This window comes from Streptacidiphilus rugosus AM-16 (assembly GCF_000744655.1).
Lineage (GTDB): Bacteria > Actinomycetota > Actinomycetes > Streptomycetales > Streptomycetaceae > Streptacidiphilus > Streptacidiphilus rugosus.
The window spans coordinates 6118600-6136161 of sequence record NZ_JQMJ01000004.1 but is presented as its reverse complement, the minus strand read 5'-3'; the positions used below and the strand labels follow the sequence as shown (position 1 = coordinate 6136161).

14 protein-coding genes are annotated in these 17562 nt (G+C 72.3%); 11 read left to right on the top strand and 3 right to left on the bottom strand.

Features of this window, described 5'->3' with window-relative positions; all coding sequences use genetic code 11:
• The first annotated feature begins 33 nt into the window (after nucleotides 1–33).
• Nucleotides 34–321 (top strand): hypothetical protein, encoded by a 288-nt coding sequence (locus BS83_RS36755; RefSeq protein ID WP_157597471.1) that lies wholly within the window; start codon nucleotides 34–36, stop codon nucleotides 319–321.
• Between the two features lie 128 nt (nucleotides 322–449).
• Here the strand turns inward: BS83_RS36755 and BS83_RS36750 are convergent, their stop codons facing one another.
• Nucleotides 450–1310: a CAP domain-containing protein gene (locus tag BS83_RS36750; RefSeq protein WP_084714698.1), complete on the bottom strand. Its 861-nt coding sequence runs from the start codon at nucleotides 1308–1310 to the stop codon at nucleotides 450–452.
• A 142-nt stretch (nucleotides 1311–1452) separates the two neighbouring features.
• Between BS83_RS36750 and BS83_RS36745 the strand changes: the two genes are divergently transcribed.
• From BS83_RS36745 to ftsY, 4 genes are all read left to right on the top strand, one after another.
• Nucleotides 1453–1731, top strand: a complete 279-nt coding sequence (locus BS83_RS36745) for an acylphosphatase (protein WP_037610752.1) — start codon at nucleotides 1453–1455, stop codon at nucleotides 1729–1731.
• 352 nt (nucleotides 1732–2083) lie between these two features.
• On the top strand, nucleotides 2084–2284 hold the full coding sequence (locus BS83_RS36740) for a hypothetical protein (protein ID WP_037607603.1): 201 nt from the start codon (nucleotides 2084–2086) through the stop codon (nucleotides 2282–2284).
• 234 nt (nucleotides 2285–2518) lie between these two features.
• Nucleotides 2519–6382 carry a chromosome segregation SMC family protein gene (locus tag BS83_RS36735; RefSeq protein WP_084714697.1) on the top strand — a complete coding sequence of 1288 codons (3864 nt, stop codon included), beginning with the start codon at nucleotides 2519–2521 and terminating at the stop codon, nucleotides 6380–6382.
• A 77-nt stretch (nucleotides 6383–6459) separates the two neighbouring features.
• Nucleotides 6460–7674, top strand: coding sequence for a signal recognition particle-docking protein FtsY (gene ftsY / locus BS83_RS36730; protein ID WP_037607601.1), 1215 nt, complete (start codon nucleotides 6460–6462; stop codon nucleotides 7672–7674).
• Nucleotides 7675–7745: 71 nt separating this feature from the next.
• On the opposite strand, the gene BS83_RS36725 is transcribed toward ftsY, so the two are convergent.
• On the bottom strand, nucleotides 7746–8261 hold the full coding sequence (locus tag BS83_RS36725) for a bifunctional DNA primase/polymerase (RefSeq protein ID WP_051944769.1): 516 nt from the start codon (nucleotides 8259–8261) through the stop codon (nucleotides 7746–7748).
• 425 nt (nucleotides 8262–8686) lie between these two features.
• On the opposite strand from BS83_RS36725, the gene nsdA reads away from it, so the two are divergent.
• The 4 genes from nsdA to BS83_RS36705 all read left to right on the top strand — a co-directional run bounded on the left by nsdA (nucleotide 8687) and on the right by BS83_RS36705 (nucleotide 14689).
• Nucleotides 8687–10147 carry a transcriptional repressor NsdA gene (gene nsdA / locus BS83_RS36720; RefSeq protein WP_037607600.1) on the top strand — a complete coding sequence of 487 codons (1461 nt, stop codon included), beginning with the start codon at nucleotides 8687–8689 and terminating at the stop codon, nucleotides 10145–10147.
• Nucleotides 10148–10425: 278 nt separating this feature from the next.
• A complete protein-coding gene (locus BS83_RS36715) occupies nucleotides 10426–11769 on the top strand; it encodes an ammonium transporter (protein WP_037607599.1) in 1344 nt (447 codons plus the stop codon).
• Nucleotide 11770: 1 nt separating this feature from the next.
• Nucleotides 11771–12109: a P-II family nitrogen regulator gene (locus BS83_RS36710; RefSeq protein ID WP_037607598.1), complete on the top strand. Its 339-nt coding sequence runs from the start codon at nucleotides 11771–11773 to the stop codon at nucleotides 12107–12109.
• A 150-nt stretch (nucleotides 12110–12259) separates the two neighbouring features.
• The gene (locus BS83_RS36705; RefSeq protein WP_037607596.1) at nucleotides 12260–14689 is read left to right on the top strand and encodes a [protein-PII] uridylyltransferase; all 2430 of its coding nucleotides are present in this window, start codon (nucleotides 12260–12262) and stop codon (nucleotides 14687–14689) included.
• Here BS83_RS36705 and BS83_RS36700 read toward each other — a convergent pair.
• On the bottom strand, nucleotides 14605–15141 hold the full coding sequence (locus BS83_RS36700; RefSeq protein WP_037607595.1) for an LbetaH domain-containing protein: 537 nt from the start codon (nucleotides 15139–15141) through the stop codon (nucleotides 14605–14607). The genes BS83_RS36705 and BS83_RS36700 overlap by 85 nt on opposite strands.
• Before the next feature lie 162 nt (nucleotides 15142–15303).
• On the opposite strand from BS83_RS36700, the gene ffh reads away from it, so the two are divergent.
• Entirely contained in the window at nucleotides 15304–16857 is a 1554-nt protein-coding gene (gene ffh / locus BS83_RS36695) for a signal recognition particle protein (RefSeq protein WP_037607593.1), read from the top strand.
• Between the two features lie 167 nt (nucleotides 16858–17024).
• Nucleotides 17025–17561, top strand: coding sequence for a GNAT family N-acetyltransferase (locus BS83_RS36690; protein ID WP_037607592.1), 537 nt, complete (start codon nucleotides 17025–17027; stop codon nucleotides 17559–17561).
• Nucleotide 17562 lies beyond the last annotated feature (1 nt).

Here is a 17562-nt window from a genome sequence, read left to right as displayed (position 1 = left end):
CTGCCGCGTCGCCGCCCGTGCTTGGATGGCCCGATGAGTCGCAGCAGGGCCCCTTCGTGGGGCGGAGTCCCTCGTCAGATCACGGTCTACCCCACTCCCGGGGGATGGCGCCAGAGCATCGTGATGGAGGGCGGCGGACGCGTCTGCGGCGGGGTGGCCGGCGTGCCCGTTGACGCCGGTGAGAGCGAGGCGAGGTCGGCGGCGCATGCCATGGTCGAAGGTCTCGCCATGGAGTTCCACGGGGTCGCGGTGGAGATCGTTTGGAGCTGGGCGGACGAGCCGGCGGCGTGGAACGGCGTGGTCTCCCGCCGCGAGTCCTGAGGTGGAACGACTCCGGTGTCAGGGGTCGGCAGCGAGAGGAACACCCGGGTCGCAGTTGACGCTGTCTTCGCTCCGTCGTGCCGGGTGACGGCCCGACTGTCGTCCACGTGCTCTGAGCTGCCGCCTTCTCAGAAGCCGAAGTCCTGGGTCCACCACGGGCCGCCCTCGCCGAAGTACACGCCGACGCCGAGGGAGTGGTAGTCGCAGTCGAGGATGTTCGCGCGGTGGCCGGGGCTCTGCATCCAGGCGTCCATGACGTCCTGGGGGGTCTGCTGGCCGCGGGCGATGTTCTCGCCGCCGAGGTTGGTGATGCCGAGGGCGCGGGCGCGGTCCCAGGGGGTGTGGCCGTCGGGGTCGGTGTGGGAGAAGAAGCCGCGGGTGGCCATCGCGGTGCTGAAGGACTGGGCGAGGGTCGTCAGCGCGGGGGAGGCGGTGAGGGCCGTGCAGCCCTGCTGGACGCGTTGGGCGTTGACGAGGGTGAGGATCTCCGCCTGCGTGGCGGCGATCTGCGCCGGGTCCTGCGGCGTCGTGGAGGCGGACGGGGAGACCGTCGCCGAGGGGGACGCGGAGGCGGAGGCCGTCGGGGAGCCGATGGTCGCCGAGGAGGAAGCGGAAGGGGAAGGCGCCGCCGTCGTGGGGCTCGGGGAGGCGACGGGAGCGGGCAGGCCCGTCGGAGCGACGGTGTGGCGCGGAGTGCCGCGGGAGACCGGACTCGCCCCGGTCGGGCGGCTCGACGGGGTCGCGGTCGCGCGCGGGGCCGCCGGATCGCCGGCGACGACCACGCCGGCGGGTATGCCCGGTGGCATCGGCAGCACGCCGCTGATCGTCGCGCCGAGCGTCGCCGCAGCGGCTGTCGCGGTCAGCGCGAGCAGGGCGCGGGGCACACCGCGCCCGCCACGCGCGCCGCGCCGCTGCTTGCGGCGGCGTCCGCCGTGCTGGGCGGGCAGCTGCTGAGCTGCCCGCCGGGGGTTCCGTGCATGACGCGACATCCGCTGTCGCCCTCCCCGCCCCCGGTCGTCTCGACCCCGTCTGCCGTCACCCCGTTCAAGGCGAGTGACGCTCAGGACTGTAGGGCATATCCGGTACGGATGGGGAAAAGTGGGCGCTGCCTGCGATGAGAGACTGATGTTCATGACGACGGACGTTCGAATGACCGCCTGGGTGCGCGGCGCGGTGCAGCAGGTCGGCTTCCGGTGGTGGACGCGGTCGCGGGCGCTGGAGATCGGTCTGCTGGGCTACGCGTCCAATCTCGGCGACGGGCGGGTCCAGGTCGTCGCCGAGGGCCGTCGCGACGACTGCGAACAACTGCTGGAGCTGCTGCGGCACGGCGACACGCCCGGCCGGGTCGACGGCGTCACGGAGATCTGGGGCGACCCGGACGGCAGTTACCCGGGGTTCGACATCCGCTGAGCGACCGCTGTACCCCCGAACGGCCCCCAGTGGCCCCGAACGGCCCCCGAGGAGCGCAATGTTGACCGCCCGCCTGTTGCGCTTCCCCAGGGAGCGTGGTTAACTCCGCACCAGCGAAGTTGCCGAGGCACGCAGCGTGACGTTACCGCCGCGTAGTTGTTCGGCGGCTGTAGCGCGCTGTGATCGTGTTGACCGTCTGCGCGTTTGGTGAGACGCTGGAAACCCGCGCACCCGTACGTCCGCTCAAGGCTTATCGGCCCCGTACAGCCTTGCGAGGGCGACGCACCGGTGCGGCCCACTTCACACGACCCCACATCAGCGGTCGGTCACTCAGCGTGGAGGACCATCCATCATGGCAAAGGCGCTTCTCGGTTACGTCGGCGGACCCGACCCCCGACTGCTCGCCGAGATGCGGCGTCTCCAGCAGCGTGTCCAGGACCTGGAATCCGAGCTTGTGCGGATGCAGGCCGAGAACGACTCGCTGCAGGCCGTCGCGGACCACGAGCAGTTGCTCCGCATGGACGCAGCCCAGGCGGTGCCGGCTTACTCCTGACCTTTCCGCGAAGGTCAGGCAGCGGCATCGTCACCTGGATAGTGCAAGGGACGCCCTCGTGGCGTCCCTTCGTCGTTCTCGCCCCGTTCTCGCCCCCACGTCGTTGACCCCTCAACCGTGGGATGCCCGGCGCACACACAGATGAAACCGAGCCGTCACCGGGCTCCACCAGTGCCGAGAGCTAGGGTGTCCCCGAAAGGGAACAACCCCGAGCGGGACAGGGGAGTCGGCGCGGTGCATCTGAAGAGCCTCACCCTGCGGGGGTTCAAGTCCTTCGCCTCCGCGACGACCCTGCGGTTCGAGCCCGGCATCACCTGTGTCGTGGGCCCCAACGGTTCCGGCAAGTCCAACGTCGTGGACGCGCTCAGCTGGGTCATGGGCGAGCAGGGCGCGAAGTCGCTGCGCGGCGGCAAGATGGAGGACGTCATCTTCGCCGGCACGACCGGCCGTCCCCCGCTGGGGCGCGCCGAGGTCGCGCTCACCATCGACAACACCGACGGCGCGCTGCCGATCGAGTACTCCGAGGTCACCATCTCGCGGACGATGTTCCGCAACGGCGGCAGCGAGTACGCCATCAACGGCGACACCTGCCGGCTCCTCGACATCCAGGAGCTGCTCTCCGACTCCGGCATCGGCCGCGAGATGCACGTCATCGTCGGTCAGGGCCAGCTCGACTCCGTGCTGCACGCCGACCCGATGGGCCGTCGCGCCTTCATCGAGGAGGCGGCGGGAGTCCTCAAGCACCGCAAGCGCAAGGAGAAGGCGCTGCGGAAGCTGGACGCGATGCAGGCGAACCTGACGCGGGTGCAGGACCTGGTCGGCGAGCTGCGCAGACAGCTGAAGCCGCTCGGCCGGCAGGCCCAGATCGCCCGGCGGGCCGCGGTGATCCAGGCGGACCTGCGCGACGCGCGGCTGCGGCTGCTGGCCGACGACCTGGTCACCCTGCGCAAGGCGGTCGAGGAGGAGATCGCCGACGAGATGGCGCTGCGGCTGCGGCGCAGCGGCGTCGAGCAGGAGCTGGCGCAGCTTCAGCAGCGCGAGGCGGTGCTGGAGGCGCAGGTCGCGCAACTCGGCCCGGCGGTGGAGCAGGCACAGCAGACCTGGTTCGAGCTCTCCTCGCTGGCCGAGCGGGTGCGCGGCACGATCGGCCTGGCCGAGGCGAAGGTGCGGCACGCCCGCTCGCCGCAGACGGAGGAGCGGCGCGGCCGCGATCCCGAGGACATGGAGCGCGAGGCCCAGCGGATCCGCGCCGAGGAGGCGGAGCTCGCCGAGGCACTGGAGGAGGCACAGTACGCGCTGGCCGAGACGGTGGAACGGCGGGCCGAACTGGAGCGCGAGCTGGCGGCGGAGGAGCAGGCGCTGCGTGCGGCGGCGCGGGCGCTGGCCGACCGGCGCGAGGGGCTGGCCCGGCTGCAGGGCAAGGTCGCGGCGGCGCGCTCGCGCGCGGCCGGAGCGGGCGAGGAGATCGGCAGGCTCGCGGAGGCCCGCGACGCCGCGCTGGAGCGCGCGGCCGCGGCGCAGGAGGAGTACGAGACGCTGCAGGCGGAGTCCGATTCGCTGGACACCGCCGACGACGCCCGCGACGCCGAGCACGCCTCCCTGCGGGAGGCCCTGGCCGCGGCCGAGGAGACCCAGTCCCGTGCCCGCGACGCGCTGAGCGCCGCCGACCGCGAGCACGCCGCGCTGACCGCCCGCCGCGACGCGCTGGCGCTGGCGCTGCGCCGCAAGGACGGCACGGCCGCGCTCCTCTCCGCCGCCGACCGCCTGGTCGGCCTGCTCGGCCCCGCCGCCTCCCACCTGACGCTGACCCCCGGCGCGGAAACCCCCCTGGCCGCCGCGCTGGACCGGGCTGCCGACGCGGTCGCGGTCGCCACCCCGGCCACGGCTGCCGACGCCCTCCGCCTCCTCCGCAAGGACGACGCCGGCCGGGCCGCCCTCCTCATCGCCACCCCGTCCCCCGAAGACCTCGCCTCGCCGCCCGGCAGCCCCGACACCTCCGGCCCGGCGGGCGCCGGTGTGTCGGCGAACGGTCCCGCCTGGCTCGCCGTCGGCTCCGCCGCGCCGACGGCCTCCGGCCCGATGGGTGGGAGTAGTCCCGAGAACCGCCCCGCTGCTCCGCCTGTCGGCTCCGTCGGGGATGCCGCTCTTCCCGCGGGGGCGGTGTGGGCCGGGGAGTTGGTGAGTGGGACCGCCGAGGTGGTGGGCAGCGTCAGGGCGTTGCTGCGGGGATATGTCGTGGTGGAGGGGCTGGACGAGGCCGAGGCGTTGGTGGCCGCACGGCGGGACCTGGTGGCGGTGACTGCCGAGGGGGACGTGCTCGGGGCGGCGTACGCGTACGGCGGGTCCGCCGGGGCGCCGAGTCTGTTGGAGACGCAGGCCGCCGTCGACGAGGCGGAGGCCAGGCTGGAGGCGCTGGCCTCGCAGCGGGAGAGCCTGCGGGAGCAGGTCGAGGCCGCGACCGCGGAGCGCAAGGCGCTGGCCGCGCGGGTCGAGGAGATCAACGTCGTCCGGCGGGCCGCGGAGAAGGAGAAGGCCGCCGTCGCCCAGCAGGTCGGCCGGCTGGCCGGACAGGCCCGCGGCGCGGCCGGTGAGGCGGAGCGGCTCGCCGCCGCCGCGGCGAAGGCCGCGGACGCGCAGGAACAGGCCGCGATGGAGCTGGCCGAGCTGGAGGAGCGCCTGTACGTCGCCGAAGAACTGCCCGCCGACGAGGAGCCGGACACCGAGCGGCGCGATCGGCTGAACGCGGAGGCGAGCCGGGCCCGGTCCGGCGAGATGGAGGCCAGGCTCTCCGTGCGGACGCACGAGGAGCGGGTGCGCGGGCTGGCCGGTCGGGCGGACTCGCTCGACCGGGGCGCGCGCGCCGAGCGGGAGGCCCGTGCCCGTGCCGCCGCGCGCGCCGCCCGCGCGCAGCACGAGGCGCAGGTCGCCTCCGCCGTCGCCGAGGGCGCCCGTCAGCTGCTCAGCCACATCGAGCACTCGCTCGCCGCCGCTGCGGCCGACAAGGCCACCGCCGAACAGGAGCGCGCCGCCCGCGACGCCGAGCTGGGCCGGGAGCGCGTCCGCATCCGCGAGCTGAAGACGGAGCTGGACAAGCTGACCGACTCGGTCCAGCGCGACGAGGTGCTGCGGGTCGAGAAACGGCTGCGCATCGAGCAGCTGGAGAGCAAGGCGCTGGAGGAGCACGGCATCGAGGCCGAGGCGCTGCTCGGCGAGTACGGCCCCGACCAGCTCGTTCCGCCGTCCCTTCCCGCCGAGGGGGAGGAGCCGGAGGCCGATCCTCGACCCCGTCCCTACCGCCGGGCGGAGCAGGAGCGTCGGCTCAAGGCCGCGGAGCGGGCCTACGCCCAGCTCGGCAAGGTCAACCCGCTCGCGCTGGAGGAGTTCGCCGCGCTGGAGGAGCGCCACCAGTTCCTCAGCGAGCAGCTGGAGGACCTGAAGACCACCCGGCGCGACCTGCTCACGGTCGTCAAGGAGGTCGACGAGCGGGTCGAGCAGGTCTTCACCGCCGCGTACCACGACACCGCGCGTGAGTTCGAGGGCGTCTTCTCGCGGCTCTTCCCCGGAGGCGAGGGACGGCTGATCCTCACCGACCCGGAGAACATGCTGACCACCGGCATCGAGGTGGAGGCCCGCCCGCCGGGCAAGAAGGTCAAGCGGCTCTCCCTGCTCTCCGGCGGCGAGCGCTCGCTGACCGCGGTCGCGCTGCTGGTCTCGATCTTCAAGGCGCGCCCCAGCCCGTTCTACGTGATGGACGAGGTGGAGGCCGCGCTCGACGAGACCAACCTGCGTCGGCTGATCTCGATCATGGAGGAGCTGCGCGACAGCTCCCAGCTGATCGTGATCACCCACCAGAAGCTGACCATGGAGTGCGCGGACGCGCTCTACGGCGTCTCCATGCGCGGCGACGGCATCTCCCAGGTGATCAGCCAGCGACTGCGCGACGAGCCGCGCCGACCGCCGCGCCGGATCCGCAGGGAGTCGGTCCCCGAGCAGGCGGTTCCCGAGCAGCCGGCCGCCGAGCCGCCGCCCGTCCAGGAGAAGGCACCCGAGGAGCCGGCCCCCGCGGTGGCGGTGCCGTCCGAGCCGTCCGGGGACTGACCCCAACAGGTTGACTTATTGGACAAACGTCACAGGACGACGGGCCTCCCTGAGCCGTACCCGATACTGGGAGGGCCATGGAAACCGTCATTCTCGCTGTCATCATCGCTGTGGTCGCCGTTTCGGCGGCCGCCGGTCTCGTCGTCACCGGCCGACGTCGCAAGCAGCTGCCGCCCGCCCCGCCGGCGCAGCCGCAGATCACCAAGCCCGCCCCCGCCCCCGCCGAGAAGGCCGAGCCGCAGGTCGGCGAGGACGCGGCGGTCAGCGCGCCCGAACAGCGCCGCACGGTCGAGGAGGTCGAACTCCCGACCGAGACCGCCCCCGCGGAAGCCGCCGAGGCCCCCGCGCTGGAGGTCCCCGAGCCGACCGCCGGGCGCCTCACCCGGCTGCGCTCGCGTCTCTCCCGCTCGCAGAACTCGCTGGGCAAGGGTCTGCTGACCCTGCTCTCCAGGGACCGCCTCGACGAGGACACCTGGGAGGAGATCGAGGAGCTGCTGCTCACCGCCGACGTGGGCGTCCAGCCCACCCAGGAGCTGGTGGAGCGGCTGCGCACGCGGGTCAAGGTGCTCGGCACCCGTACCCCGGACGAACTGCGCGGTCTGCTGCGCGAGGAGCTCGTCGAGCTGCTCGACCCGACCTTCGACCGCACCCTGCACACCGCGCGCCACGACGCGGAGACCCCGGCCAGTCCGGCCGTCGTCCTGGTCGTCGGCGTCAACGGGGTCGGCAAGACCACGACGAGCGGCAAGCTCGCCCGCGTCCTGGTCGCCGACGGCCGCACCGTCGTGCTCGGCGCGGCGGACACCTTCCGTGCCGCTGCCGCCGACCAGCTGCAGACCTGGGGCGAGCGCGTCGGCGCCCGCACCGTGCGCGGCCCCGAGGCCGGCGACCCGGCGTCGGTGGCCTTCGACGCGGTCAAGGAGGGCATCGCCGAGGGCGCGGACACCGTCCTCGTCGACACCGCCGGCCGACTGCACACCAAGACCGGCCTCATGGACGAGCTCGGCAAGGTCAAGCGCGTCGTCGAGAAGCACGGCGCGGTCGACGAGGTGCTGCTGGTCCTGGACGCCACGACCGGCCAGAACGGTCTGGTCCAGGCGAAGGTCTTCGCCGAGGTCGTGGACATCACCGGCATCGTGCTCACCAAGCTGGACGGCACGGCCAAGGGCGGGATCGTCGTCTCGGTCCAGCGTCAGCTGGGCGTCCCGGTCAAGCTGATCGGGCTGGGGGAGGGCGCGGACGACCTCGCCCCCTTCGAGCCCGAGGCCTTCGTCGACGCGCTGCTCGGCTGAGGCTCCGGCCTGTCGAGGCCCGCGCCGCCCTTCCGGGCGGCGCGGGCCTTCTGCATGGCGGTCCGCCTCGCTCAGTGGCGGCCGATCAGCTCCGGCACGCTGCGGTGGCTGGCGTAGGCGAGGGTGCCGAGCAGGACCTTAGGGTCCGGCGGGCGGGTGGCGGACTCGGGCGTGGGCGGGCGCAGCCAGCGCGCGCCGGGGGAGGGCGGGGCAGGGACGTGGGAGCCGGCGCCACGGGAGAGCAGATCGAGGTCGGCGCCGTCCCAACCGGTGCGGTAGAGCAGCTCGGGCAGGCGGCGGGCGGTGTCGGGGGCGACGAAGAAGAGCGCCCTGCCGTGCGCGGCGAGCACGGGGCCCGGACGGACGCCCATGCGTTCGAGGCGGACCAGCGACTCGCAGCCGGCCGGCTCGGGGACGTCGAGCACGTCGAAGTCGCGACCCGTCAGCAGGCGGATGGAGGGGCCGTCGTGCTCCACGGCCCAGCCCCAGCGCGCGGTGTACTCCGCCACGGCCTCGCACCTGATCGTGCGGGCGCGGCGGCGCTGAACCCGGAGCCAGCTGTCGCCGAACAGGGTTTCGGTGCTCATCAAGTCCACTCACCTCCAACCGATCGGGGGATGCCTTGGTTACGCTGCCGGCGCTCGGGGGGCGTGTGCCGGGGTTCTCGCGCCTGAACAATTCGGGTGGCCCCGGCGGACGTTCGGGCGATGTGCTATCCAGGAAGTCGGATTGGTTGCGCTGCTCACCAGTGAAGCGTGAGTGTGTCGCCTGAAGTTCACTCGTGGGGGTGGCGAAAGGTGGCGTTTCTGCGGACAAGCTCCCCCGGACGGCGCAAACCGCGCTACGTTCCTGATGCAGGGTCGGAAACCTCTACCGACATGAGCACGTCAGCGGGTATGCCACTGGCAGATCGACCGCCATGTCGAAGTAAGGCGCCCCGCACACACACCAACTGACGGACCGACAGCAGCCGGCACATGTGGCGGCGCGAGCCCGGGATGGGGGCGTTCCGGTGGGCGACAAGCAACCCAACGACAAACTGACGGCGTGGTTCGTCAGGAGCGGCTGGTCCAAGGGCGAGCTCGCCCGCCAGGTCAACCGCCGAGCCCGCCAGATGGGCGCCGCGCACATCAGCACCGACACCTCACGCGTCCGCCGCTGGCTCGACGGGGAACAGCCGCGCGAACCCATTCCGAAGATCCTCTCCGAGCTCTTCTCGGACCGCTTCGGCTCACCCGTTCCCGTCGAGGACCTCGGCCTCAAGGCGGTCGCGCCGCTCACCCCCGGCTCCGGCGTGGACCTGCCCTGGACGGGCGACCAGACCGTCCAGCTCATCTCCGAGTACTCGCGCAGCGACCTGATGCTCAACCGCCGGGGTTTCCTCGGCACCTCCCTCGCCCTCACCGCAGGCTCCGCCCTCATCGAGCCGATGCAGCGCTGGCTCAGCCCGAACGCCCACGGGCTGCCGACCACGGCGCTCTCCGCCGCCCGCGAGGGCGCGCCGGTGACCGGCAGGCTGTCCGGGCCCGAGCTCGACCTGCTCGAGTCCACCGTCGTGATGTTCCGTCAGTGGGACGCCCAGAACGGCGGCGGTCTGCGCCGCAAGGCCGTGGTCGGCCAGCTGCACGAGGTCTGCGACCTGCTCCAGGAGAGCTACAGCCCGCAGACCACCAGGCGGTTGTTCCAGACGACGGCCCAGCTCGCCCATCTCGCCGGCTGGATGTCCTACGACGTCGGCATGCACCCCAGCGCGCAGAAGTACTACGTGCTGGCGCTGCACGCCGCCAAGGAGGCGGGGGACCGCCCCTTCGGCGCGCTGGTGCTGACCGACATGTGCCGGCAGATGATCCACCTGAACCGGCCCGCCGACGCTCTGGAACTGATCCACCTCGCCCAGTACGGCTCGCGCGACACGGCGAGTTCACGCCAACTCGCGCTCATGCACGCCATGGAGGCCCGCGCCTACGCCAATCTCGGCGAGGCCGGCAAGTGCTACCGGGCCGCCCGGCACGCCGAGGACTCCTTCGACGACGCCGGCCAGCGCGATGTCGTGCCCGACTGGCTGACCTTCTTCTCCGAGGCCGAACTGCACGCCGAGAACGGCCACTCCTACCGCGACCTCTGCTACCAGACCGGCAGCAGCCAGGTGTACGCGCTGCAGGCGGAGCCCGAGATCGGGCAGGCCGTGGAGCTCTTCTCCGAGGATCCCGACCACAAGCGCTCCTACGCGCTGAACCTGATCGGCATGGCCAGCGTGCACCTGCTCCGCAAGGAGCCCGAGGCGGCCGTGGCCTCCGCCGAGCAGGCGATGGAGATCGCCGCACGGATCCGTTCGGAGCGCGTCAATACGCGGCTGCGCAAGACGACCGAGGCGGCCGAGCGGGAGTTCAAGGGCGTCGACAGCGTGCGTCGGCTGCGTGAGCAGATCGACCAGACGCTGCCCGAGAACATCGCCACCCGCAACACCGCCTGACCTGCGAAGCGAGCCCACAGCTCCGGCCGCGGGGCCCGTCCCCCTTCACCCGACTCGGCTCCCCCACGCCAGGTCATCAGGACGGTTCTCGCGGCCGGTTTTCGGTGAGCTTTCGTTCACCGGGGTGTAACACCGGCGTCAGCTTCGTCACTCACGCGAAACATCTGCATTCATCGGCGGAAACCGCACTGCGTCAATCTCCTCAGCATCAGCCGACGACCCCGGGGGCACGGGACGGATACCCGGGGACGGAGCGGCCCAACACTGAGGAGACGCCGATGCCCAGCGGCTTCAGCGGCGGAGACACCGCATTCGTACTCATAAGCGCGGCACTGGTCATGCTGATGACCCCCGGCCTCGCTTTCTTCTACGGTGGCATGGTCCGGGTCAAGAGCGCCCTGAACATGCTGGTCATGAGCTTTATCGCGCTCGGCATCGTCACAGTGTTGTGGGTGCTCTACGGCTACACGCTCGCATTCGGCCCGGATTCGTTCCACGGCCTCATCGGTGATTTCTCGATGCTCGGCATGCGCCACATCGGAATGAACCAACTGTCCGGAACCATTCCGGTGTTCGCATTCTCGATGTTCCAGCTGATGTTCGCGGTGATCACTCCGGCACTGATCTCCGGCGCCATCGCGGACCGTGCGAAGTTCGTCTCCTGGGCCCTGTTCGTCGGGCTCTGGGTGACCATCGTCTACTTCCCCGTCGCGCACTGGGTCTTCATGTTCGACGGCGGAAAGGGCGGCTGGCTGGGTGACCGCAACGGCGTGCTGGACTTCGCCGGCGGCACCGCGGTCCACCTGAACGCCGGTGTGGCCGGTCTCGCCCTGGCGCTGGTGCTCGGCAAGCGGGTCGGCTTCAAGAAGGACCCGATGCGGCCGCACAGCCTGCCGCTGGTGATGCTCGGCTCCGGCCTGCTCTGGTTCGGCTGGTTCGGCTTCAACGCCGGCTCCGCGCTGGCCGCGAACGGCCTGGCCGGTCTCGCCTTCACGAACACCCAGATCGCCACCGGCTCCGCCATGATCGGCTGGCTGATCTTCGAGCGCATCAAGCACGGCGCGTTCACCACCCTGGGCGCCGCCTCCGGCGCGGTCGCGGGTCTGGTCGCGATCACCCCCGCCTGTGCCTACATCAGCCCGCTGGGCTCGATCTTCCTCGGCCTGGTCTGCGGCGCCCTCTGCGCCTGGGCCATCAGCCTGAAGTACAAGCTCGGCTTCGACGACTCGCTGGACGTCGTGGGCGTCCACGCGGTCGGCGGCGCGGCCGGCGCCCTGCTGATCGGCCTGCTCGCCACCGGTGGCGGCGGTTCGGCGGCCAAGGGCCTCTTCTACGGCGGCGGCTTCACCCAGCTGGGCAAGCAGGCCATGGGCGTGGGCGTGGTCGGCGTCTACTCCTTCGTGATGGCGTGGATCATCGGCACGGTGATCCACAAGACGATCGGCTTCCGGGTCTCCGAGGACGTCGAGGTGGCCGGCATCGACCAGGCCGAGCACGCCGAGTCGGCGTACGACTTCAGCGCGGTCGGCGCGGCCCTGTCGCGGGCGCTGGCCCCGACGGCGCCCGCCGCCGAGCCCGCCGTGAGCCCCGCCGAGACTGACGACACGAAGGTCGATGCCTGAGATGAAGCTCATCACTGCAGTGATCAAGCCCCACCGCCTCGACGACGTGAAGGCGGCCCTGCAGGCCTTCGGCATCCACGGCCTGACCGTCACCGAGGCCAGCGGCTACGGCCGTCAGCGCGGCCACACCGAGGTTTACCGGGGCGCGGAGTACACCGTCGACCTGGTCCCGAAGGTCCGCATCGAGGTGCTCGCCGAGGACGACGACGCCGAGCCGGTCATCGAGGTCATCGTCAAGGCCGCCAGAACGGGCAAAATCGGCGACGGCAAGGTCTGGAGCATCCCGGTCGACTCCGCCGTGCGGGTCCGCACCGGGGAACGCGGTCCGGACGCGCTCTGACCGGTCGCCGGGCCACCACGGCTCGACGACCCGGTCGCAGCGACCGGCCAGGCGCTCGGCCTGGTAGAACGTGAAGGGTGAAGCGGGCTCGGAGCCGACGAAGGCTGCGGGTCCGCTCCGCCGTATCCGCAGCCCGGACGGAGAACCAAGGTGACGGACCCGCAGACCGAAGGCACCGGCTACGCCGCGCGGCGGCTCGCGCTGCTGCGGGGGGAGGGCGGGGGCGGGGCGCCGCGCCGGGCGGCGCTCGCGGACCTGACGGACCGCTGGCTCTCCGGACTGCTCGCCGACGCGCTGTCAGGGGCCGCCTCCGAGGGCGTCGCGCTGGTCGCCGTCGGCGGCTACGGACGCGGCGAGCTCTCCCCGCGCAGCGACCTCGACGTGCTGCTTCTGCACGAGGGCGGCGTCCGCGGGCCCGGCGTGGCCGCGCTCGCCGAACGCATCTGGTACCCGGTCTGGGACACCGGCGTCGCGCTGGACCACTCGGTCCGCGATCTCGGCCAGGCCCGCAAGATCGCCGCCGAGGACCTCAAGGCCCAGCTCGGCCTCCTCGACGCCCGCCACATCGCCGGCGACCCGACCCTCACCGCCTCGCTCCGTTCCGCCGTCCTCGCCGACTGGCGCGCCACCGCACCCAGGCGGCTCCCGGAACTCCTCGAACTGTGCCGCGAACGCGCCGAGAGCCAGGGCGAGCTGGCCTTCCTGCTGGAGCCCGACCTGAAGGAGGCCCGCGGCGGCCTGCGCGACGTCACCGCGCTGGACGCCGTCGCCGCCTCCTGGATCGCCGACGCCCCCCGGGCGGGCCTGAAGGAGGCCGCCACCCGGCTCAGGGACGTCCGCGACTCCCTGCACCTGGTCACCGGCCGGGCCACCGACCGGCTCAACCTGCAGGAGCAGGACGCCGTCGCCGCCGACCTCGGCCTGCTCGACGCGGACATCCTGCTGCGCCAGGTCTACGAGGCGGCCAGGGTCATCGCCTACGCCGCCGACGTCACCTGGCGCGAGGTCGAGCGGGTGCTGCGCGCCCGCAGCGGCCGCGGCCGCAGGGTCTTCGGCTTCGGCGGCGGTGGCGCCGTGCGCGGCCCGGTGCCGCGCCGTCCGCTGGCCGAGGGCGTCGTCGAGATGGAGGGCGAGGCGGTCCTCGCCGCTCCCGCGCGCCCCGGCCACGACCCGGTGCTCCCGCTGCGGGCCGCGGCCGCCGCCGCGCAGGCCGATCTGCCGCTCGCGCCCAGCACGGTGCGCCATCTGGCCGCGGAGACCCGTCCGATGCCGGTGCCCTGGCCGGACGAGGCACGCGAGCAGCTGATCACGCTGCTCGGCGCGGGCGAGAGCGCGATCCCGGTCTGGGAGGCGCTGGAGGCCGAGGGTCTGGTGGCCCGGATGCTGCCGGACTGGGAGCGGGTCCGCTGCCGCCCGCAGCGCAACGCCGTGCACCGCTGGACGGTCGACCGGCACCTGGTCGAGACGGCGGTCCGCGCCGCCGCGATGACCCGCCGGGTCGCCCGCCCCGACCTGCTGCTGGTCGCGGCCTTCCTGCACGACATCGGCAAGGGCTGGCCCGGCGACCACTCCGAGGCCGGCGAGGTGATCACCCGCGACGTCGCGACCAGGCTCGGTTTCCCCAAGGCCGACGTGGAGACCCTGGCGCTGCTGGTCCGCCACCACCTGCTGCTGGTGGAGACCGCGATGCGGCGCGATCCCGACGATCCGGCCACCGTCGCGACGATCACCGAGGTGGTCGGCAACGTCGGCACGCTGGAGCTGCTGCACGCGCTGACCGAGGCCGACGCCCTGGCCACCGGCCCGGCGGCGTGGAGCAACTGGCGGGCCCAGCTCGTCGGCGAGCTGGTGCAGCGCGCCTCGGCGGCGCTCGCCGGCGAGGCGTCGGCCCACGAGACGGGCCTGACCGCGATGGACCCGACGGCCGAGGAGGAACGCCTGGCCGTCGAGGCCGCCCGCACCGTCGGCCCGGTGCTGTCGGTGCGCGCCGAGAGCGAGGGCCAGGGCGAGGACCACGAGCCGATGGGCGTCGAGCTGACCCTGGCCCTGCCGGACCGCCCGTCCGTGCTTCCCGTCGTCGCGGGCGTGCTCGCGCTGCACCGGCTGACCGTGCGGGCGGCGGCGATCCGCGAGCTCGACCCGATCGGGGCCGGTCCGGTGCTGGTGCTGACCTGGAAGGTCGCCGCCGAGTTCGGCGACGTCCCCGAGGCGGCCCGGCTGCGGGCCGACATCCGTCGCGCGCTGGAGGGCGGCCTCGACGTGGCGCGCCGCCTCGCCGAGCGCGACGCCTCCGCTCCCCGGCGGCGGGGCAGCGTCGCCCCGCCGCCGCGGGTCACCGTGGCGCGCGGCAGCAGTTCCTCCGCGACGGTGCTTGAGGTCCGCGCCCACGACGCGCCGGGGCTGCTGCACCGGATCGGCCGTGCCCTGGAAGGCACGGGTGTGCGGGTCCACCGCGCCCGTATCTCCACGCTGGGCGCGGACGCGGTCGACGCGTTCTACCTCACCGACGAGGAGGGACGGCCGCTGTCGGACGCGGCAGCCACCGAGCTGGCGCGGTCCGTCGAACGCGCCCTGTCCTGAGCGACGACCCGGCCCGGCGGTCTGCGGAAGCCGACGCGCCGGGCCGGCACTCCGGCCCAGATCTCGTTCTCCCCGGTCGACCGGGTCAGCACGGCGTTGGCGCCGACGATCGTGCCCCGGCCGACGGTCAGCACGCCCGTCTTGCAGACGACGCGCGCGCCGGAGCAGAGGACGGCGCCGTCCTCCACGACGATCCGCTCCATCCGGCTGAGCTCCTGCGGCACCCACGGGTCCGCGCGGCCGACGGTGACGTTGTTGTAGAGGACGACGTTCGCGCCCAGCGTCGTGCGGGGGTGCAGCACCAGGCCGAAGCCGCGGTGGAAGACGGCCAGACCGGGTCCGATCTCGGCGGCGGCGGGCACCTCGACCCCGTAGAGCGCGAGCAGCTCCTGCACCGCCCGACGCAGCAGCGGACGGCGGCGGGCGTAGATCAGCTTGGCGACCAGCGACATACGCCCATGCTGGTGACGTCCTGCGGCAGACGGGTGGAGGCGCGAGCGCGGTCCCCCCGTACGAGTGGGTTGCGGGTGCGTTCCGAGGACGACCGGCGGGGCGGATACCCTTGAGGACGAAAACCTGTAACCGCCCTCGAGTCACAAGGACCCGCGACCGACGTGTTCGACACACTTTCCGACCGCCTCGCAGCGACGTTCAAGAACCTCCGGGGCAAGGGCCGCCTGTCCGAGGCGGACATCGACGCCACCGCCCGCGAGATCAGGATCGCCCTCCTGGAGGCGGACGTCGCCCTCCCGGCGGTCCGTGCCTTCATCTCCCGGATCAAGGAGCGCGCGGCCGGCGCGGAGGTCTCCGCCGCGCTGAACCCGGCCCAGCAGGTCATCAAGATCGTCAACGAGGAGCTCATCGGCATCCTCGGCGGCGAGACCCGCCGTCTGCGCTACGCCAAGACCGGCCCGACGGTCATCATGCTCGCCGGCCTCCAGGGTGCAGGTAAGACCACCCTGGCCGGAAAGCTGGCCAAGTGGCTCAAGGACCAGAAGCACACCCCGCTGCTGGTCGCGTGTGACCTGCAGCGCCCGAACGCGGTGACCCAGCTCGGCGTGATGGCCGAGCGCGCGGGCGTCGCGATCTTCGCTCCCGAGCCGGGCAACGGCGTCGGCGACCCGGTCCAGGTCGCCAAGGACTCGATCGACTACGCCAAGAACAAGCAGTACGACGTCGTCATCGTCGACACCGCCGGCCGCCTCGGCATCGACGCCGAGCTGATGCAGCAGGCCGCGGACATCCGCGCCGCGATCAACCCGGACGAGGTCCTCTTCGTCGTCGACGCGATGATCGGCCAGGACGCGGTCACCACCGCCCAGGCCTTCCTCGAGGGCGTCGACTTCACCGGCGTGGTGCTGTCCAAGCTGGACGGCGACGCGCGCGGTGGTGCGGCGCTGTCGGTGGCCCACGTCACCGGCCGTCAGATCATGTTCGCCTCGAACGGCGAGAAGCTCGACGACTTCGACGCCTTCCACCCGGACCGGATGGCCTCGCGCATCCTGGGCATGGGTGACGTCCTCTCGCTGATCGAGCAGGCCGAGAAGACCTTCTCGCAGGAGGAGGCCGCCAAGGTCCACTCCAAGCTGGCGAGCAAGGGCGGCAAGGAGTTCGGCCTCGGCGACTTCCTGGCCCAGCTGGAGCAGGTCTCCAAGATGGGTTCGATCACCAAGCTGCTCGGCATGCTGCCGGGCATGGCGCAGATGCGCGACCAGATCAACAACATCGACGACAAGGACGTCGCCCGGGTGGGCGCGATCATCAAGTCGATGACCCAGGCCGAGCGGGACGACCCGAAGCTGATCAACGGCTCGCGCCGGGCGCGTATCGCCAAGGGTTCCGGCGTGCACGTGTCCGAGGTCAGCAGCCTGGTCGAGCGCTTCTTCGAGGCGCGCAAGATGATGTCGGCGATGGCGGGCGGCAAGGGCGTGCCCGGCATGCCGATGATGCCCGGCATGGGCGGCGGGGCGTCGCGCAAGCCCAAGCAGCAGAAGGCGGCCAAGGGCCGCCGCCAGAGCGGCAACCCGCTGAAGCGCCAGCAGGCGGCGCAGGCGGCGGAGCAGAAGAAGCAGGACGGTGCGGCCCAGCCCGGCGGCGCGTTCGGCCTCGGCGCCGGCCAGGGTCCGTCCGACTTCGAGCTCCCGAAGGAGTTCAAGGACCTGCTCTAGGCAGCAGGTGCGGTTGCACCACCGGGGCGCGGGGAACTGCGCGACAGGCCACTGACATGCGGATGGTCCTCACTGAACAGGGCCATCCGCGCAGGGTGGTTTCTCGCGCAGTTCCCCGCGCCCCTGATGTTGCAACTGGCCCATCTCCCAAGGGCTAGGCTCACCGCATGCGTGTAGAGATCCGGCATCCTCGACTCTCCGACGCCGTCGCGTACGCCGCCGCGGTGAACCGTTCTGCCGAGCACATCGGGCGGTGGAACCCGGTGGAGCCCGACGCGCTGCCCGAGATGGTGCGGCGTCAGGGTGACGCGCTGCGGACGTTCCTGATCGTGACCGTCGAGGACGGCGATTTCGTCGGCACCTGCAACGTCTCCAACATCGTGCGGGGACGCTTCCGCAACGCCTCGCTCGGCTACAACTCCTACCTCCCCTACAACGGCACCGGCCGGATGACCGAGGGCATGCGTCTGGTCGTGGACGCCTGCTTCACGCCGGAGTCCCGGGGAGGCCTCGGCCTGCACCGGCTGGAGATCAATGTCCAGCCCGAGAACGCCCCCTCCGTGGCGATGGCCAAGCGCCTCGGCTTCCGGCTGGAGGGCTTCTCGCCGCGCATGCTCTTCCTCCAGGACGCCTGGCGTGACCACGAGCGTTACGCGCTGACCGCGGAGGAGTGGCCCGGCGCGGGCGGTGGCACGGTGTCCTGAT

Excerpts from the sequence above, each read along its gene's own strand:
- BS83_RS36725 (WP_051944769.1), bottom strand. The coding sequence starts at position 8,261 with ATGAGCACCGAAACCCTGTTCGGCGACAGCTGGCTCCGGGTTCAGCGC.
- ftsY (WP_037607601.1), top strand. The coding sequence starts at position 6,460 with ATGGAAACCGTCATTCTCGCTGTCATCATCGCTGTGGTCGCCGTTTCG.
- BS83_RS36700 (WP_037607595.1), bottom strand. The coding sequence starts at position 15,141 with ATGTCGCTGGTCGCCAAGCTGATCTACGCCCGCCGCCGTCCGCTGCTG.
- BS83_RS36740 (WP_037607603.1), top strand. The coding sequence starts at position 2,084 with ATGGCAAAGGCGCTTCTCGGTTACGTCGGCGGACCCGACCCCCGACTG.
- BS83_RS36715 (WP_037607599.1), top strand. The coding sequence starts at position 10,426 with ATGCCCAGCGGCTTCAGCGGCGGAGACACCGCATTCGTACTCATAAGC.
- BS83_RS36745 (WP_037610752.1), top strand. The coding sequence starts at position 1,453 with ATGACGACGGACGTTCGAATGACCGCCTGGGTGCGCGGCGCGGTGCAG.
- BS83_RS36710 (WP_037607598.1), top strand. The coding sequence starts at position 11,771 with ATGAAGCTCATCACTGCAGTGATCAAGCCCCACCGCCTCGACGACGTG.
- BS83_RS36755 (WP_157597471.1), top strand. The coding sequence starts at position 34 with ATGAGTCGCAGCAGGGCCCCTTCGTGGGGCGGAGTCCCTCGTCAGATC.
- BS83_RS36690 (WP_037607592.1), top strand. The coding sequence starts at position 17,025 with ATGCGTGTAGAGATCCGGCATCCTCGACTCTCCGACGCCGTCGCGTAC.
- BS83_RS36750 (WP_084714698.1), bottom strand. The coding sequence starts at position 1,310 with ATGTCGCGTCATGCACGGAACCCCCGGCGGGCAGCTCAGCAGCTGCCC.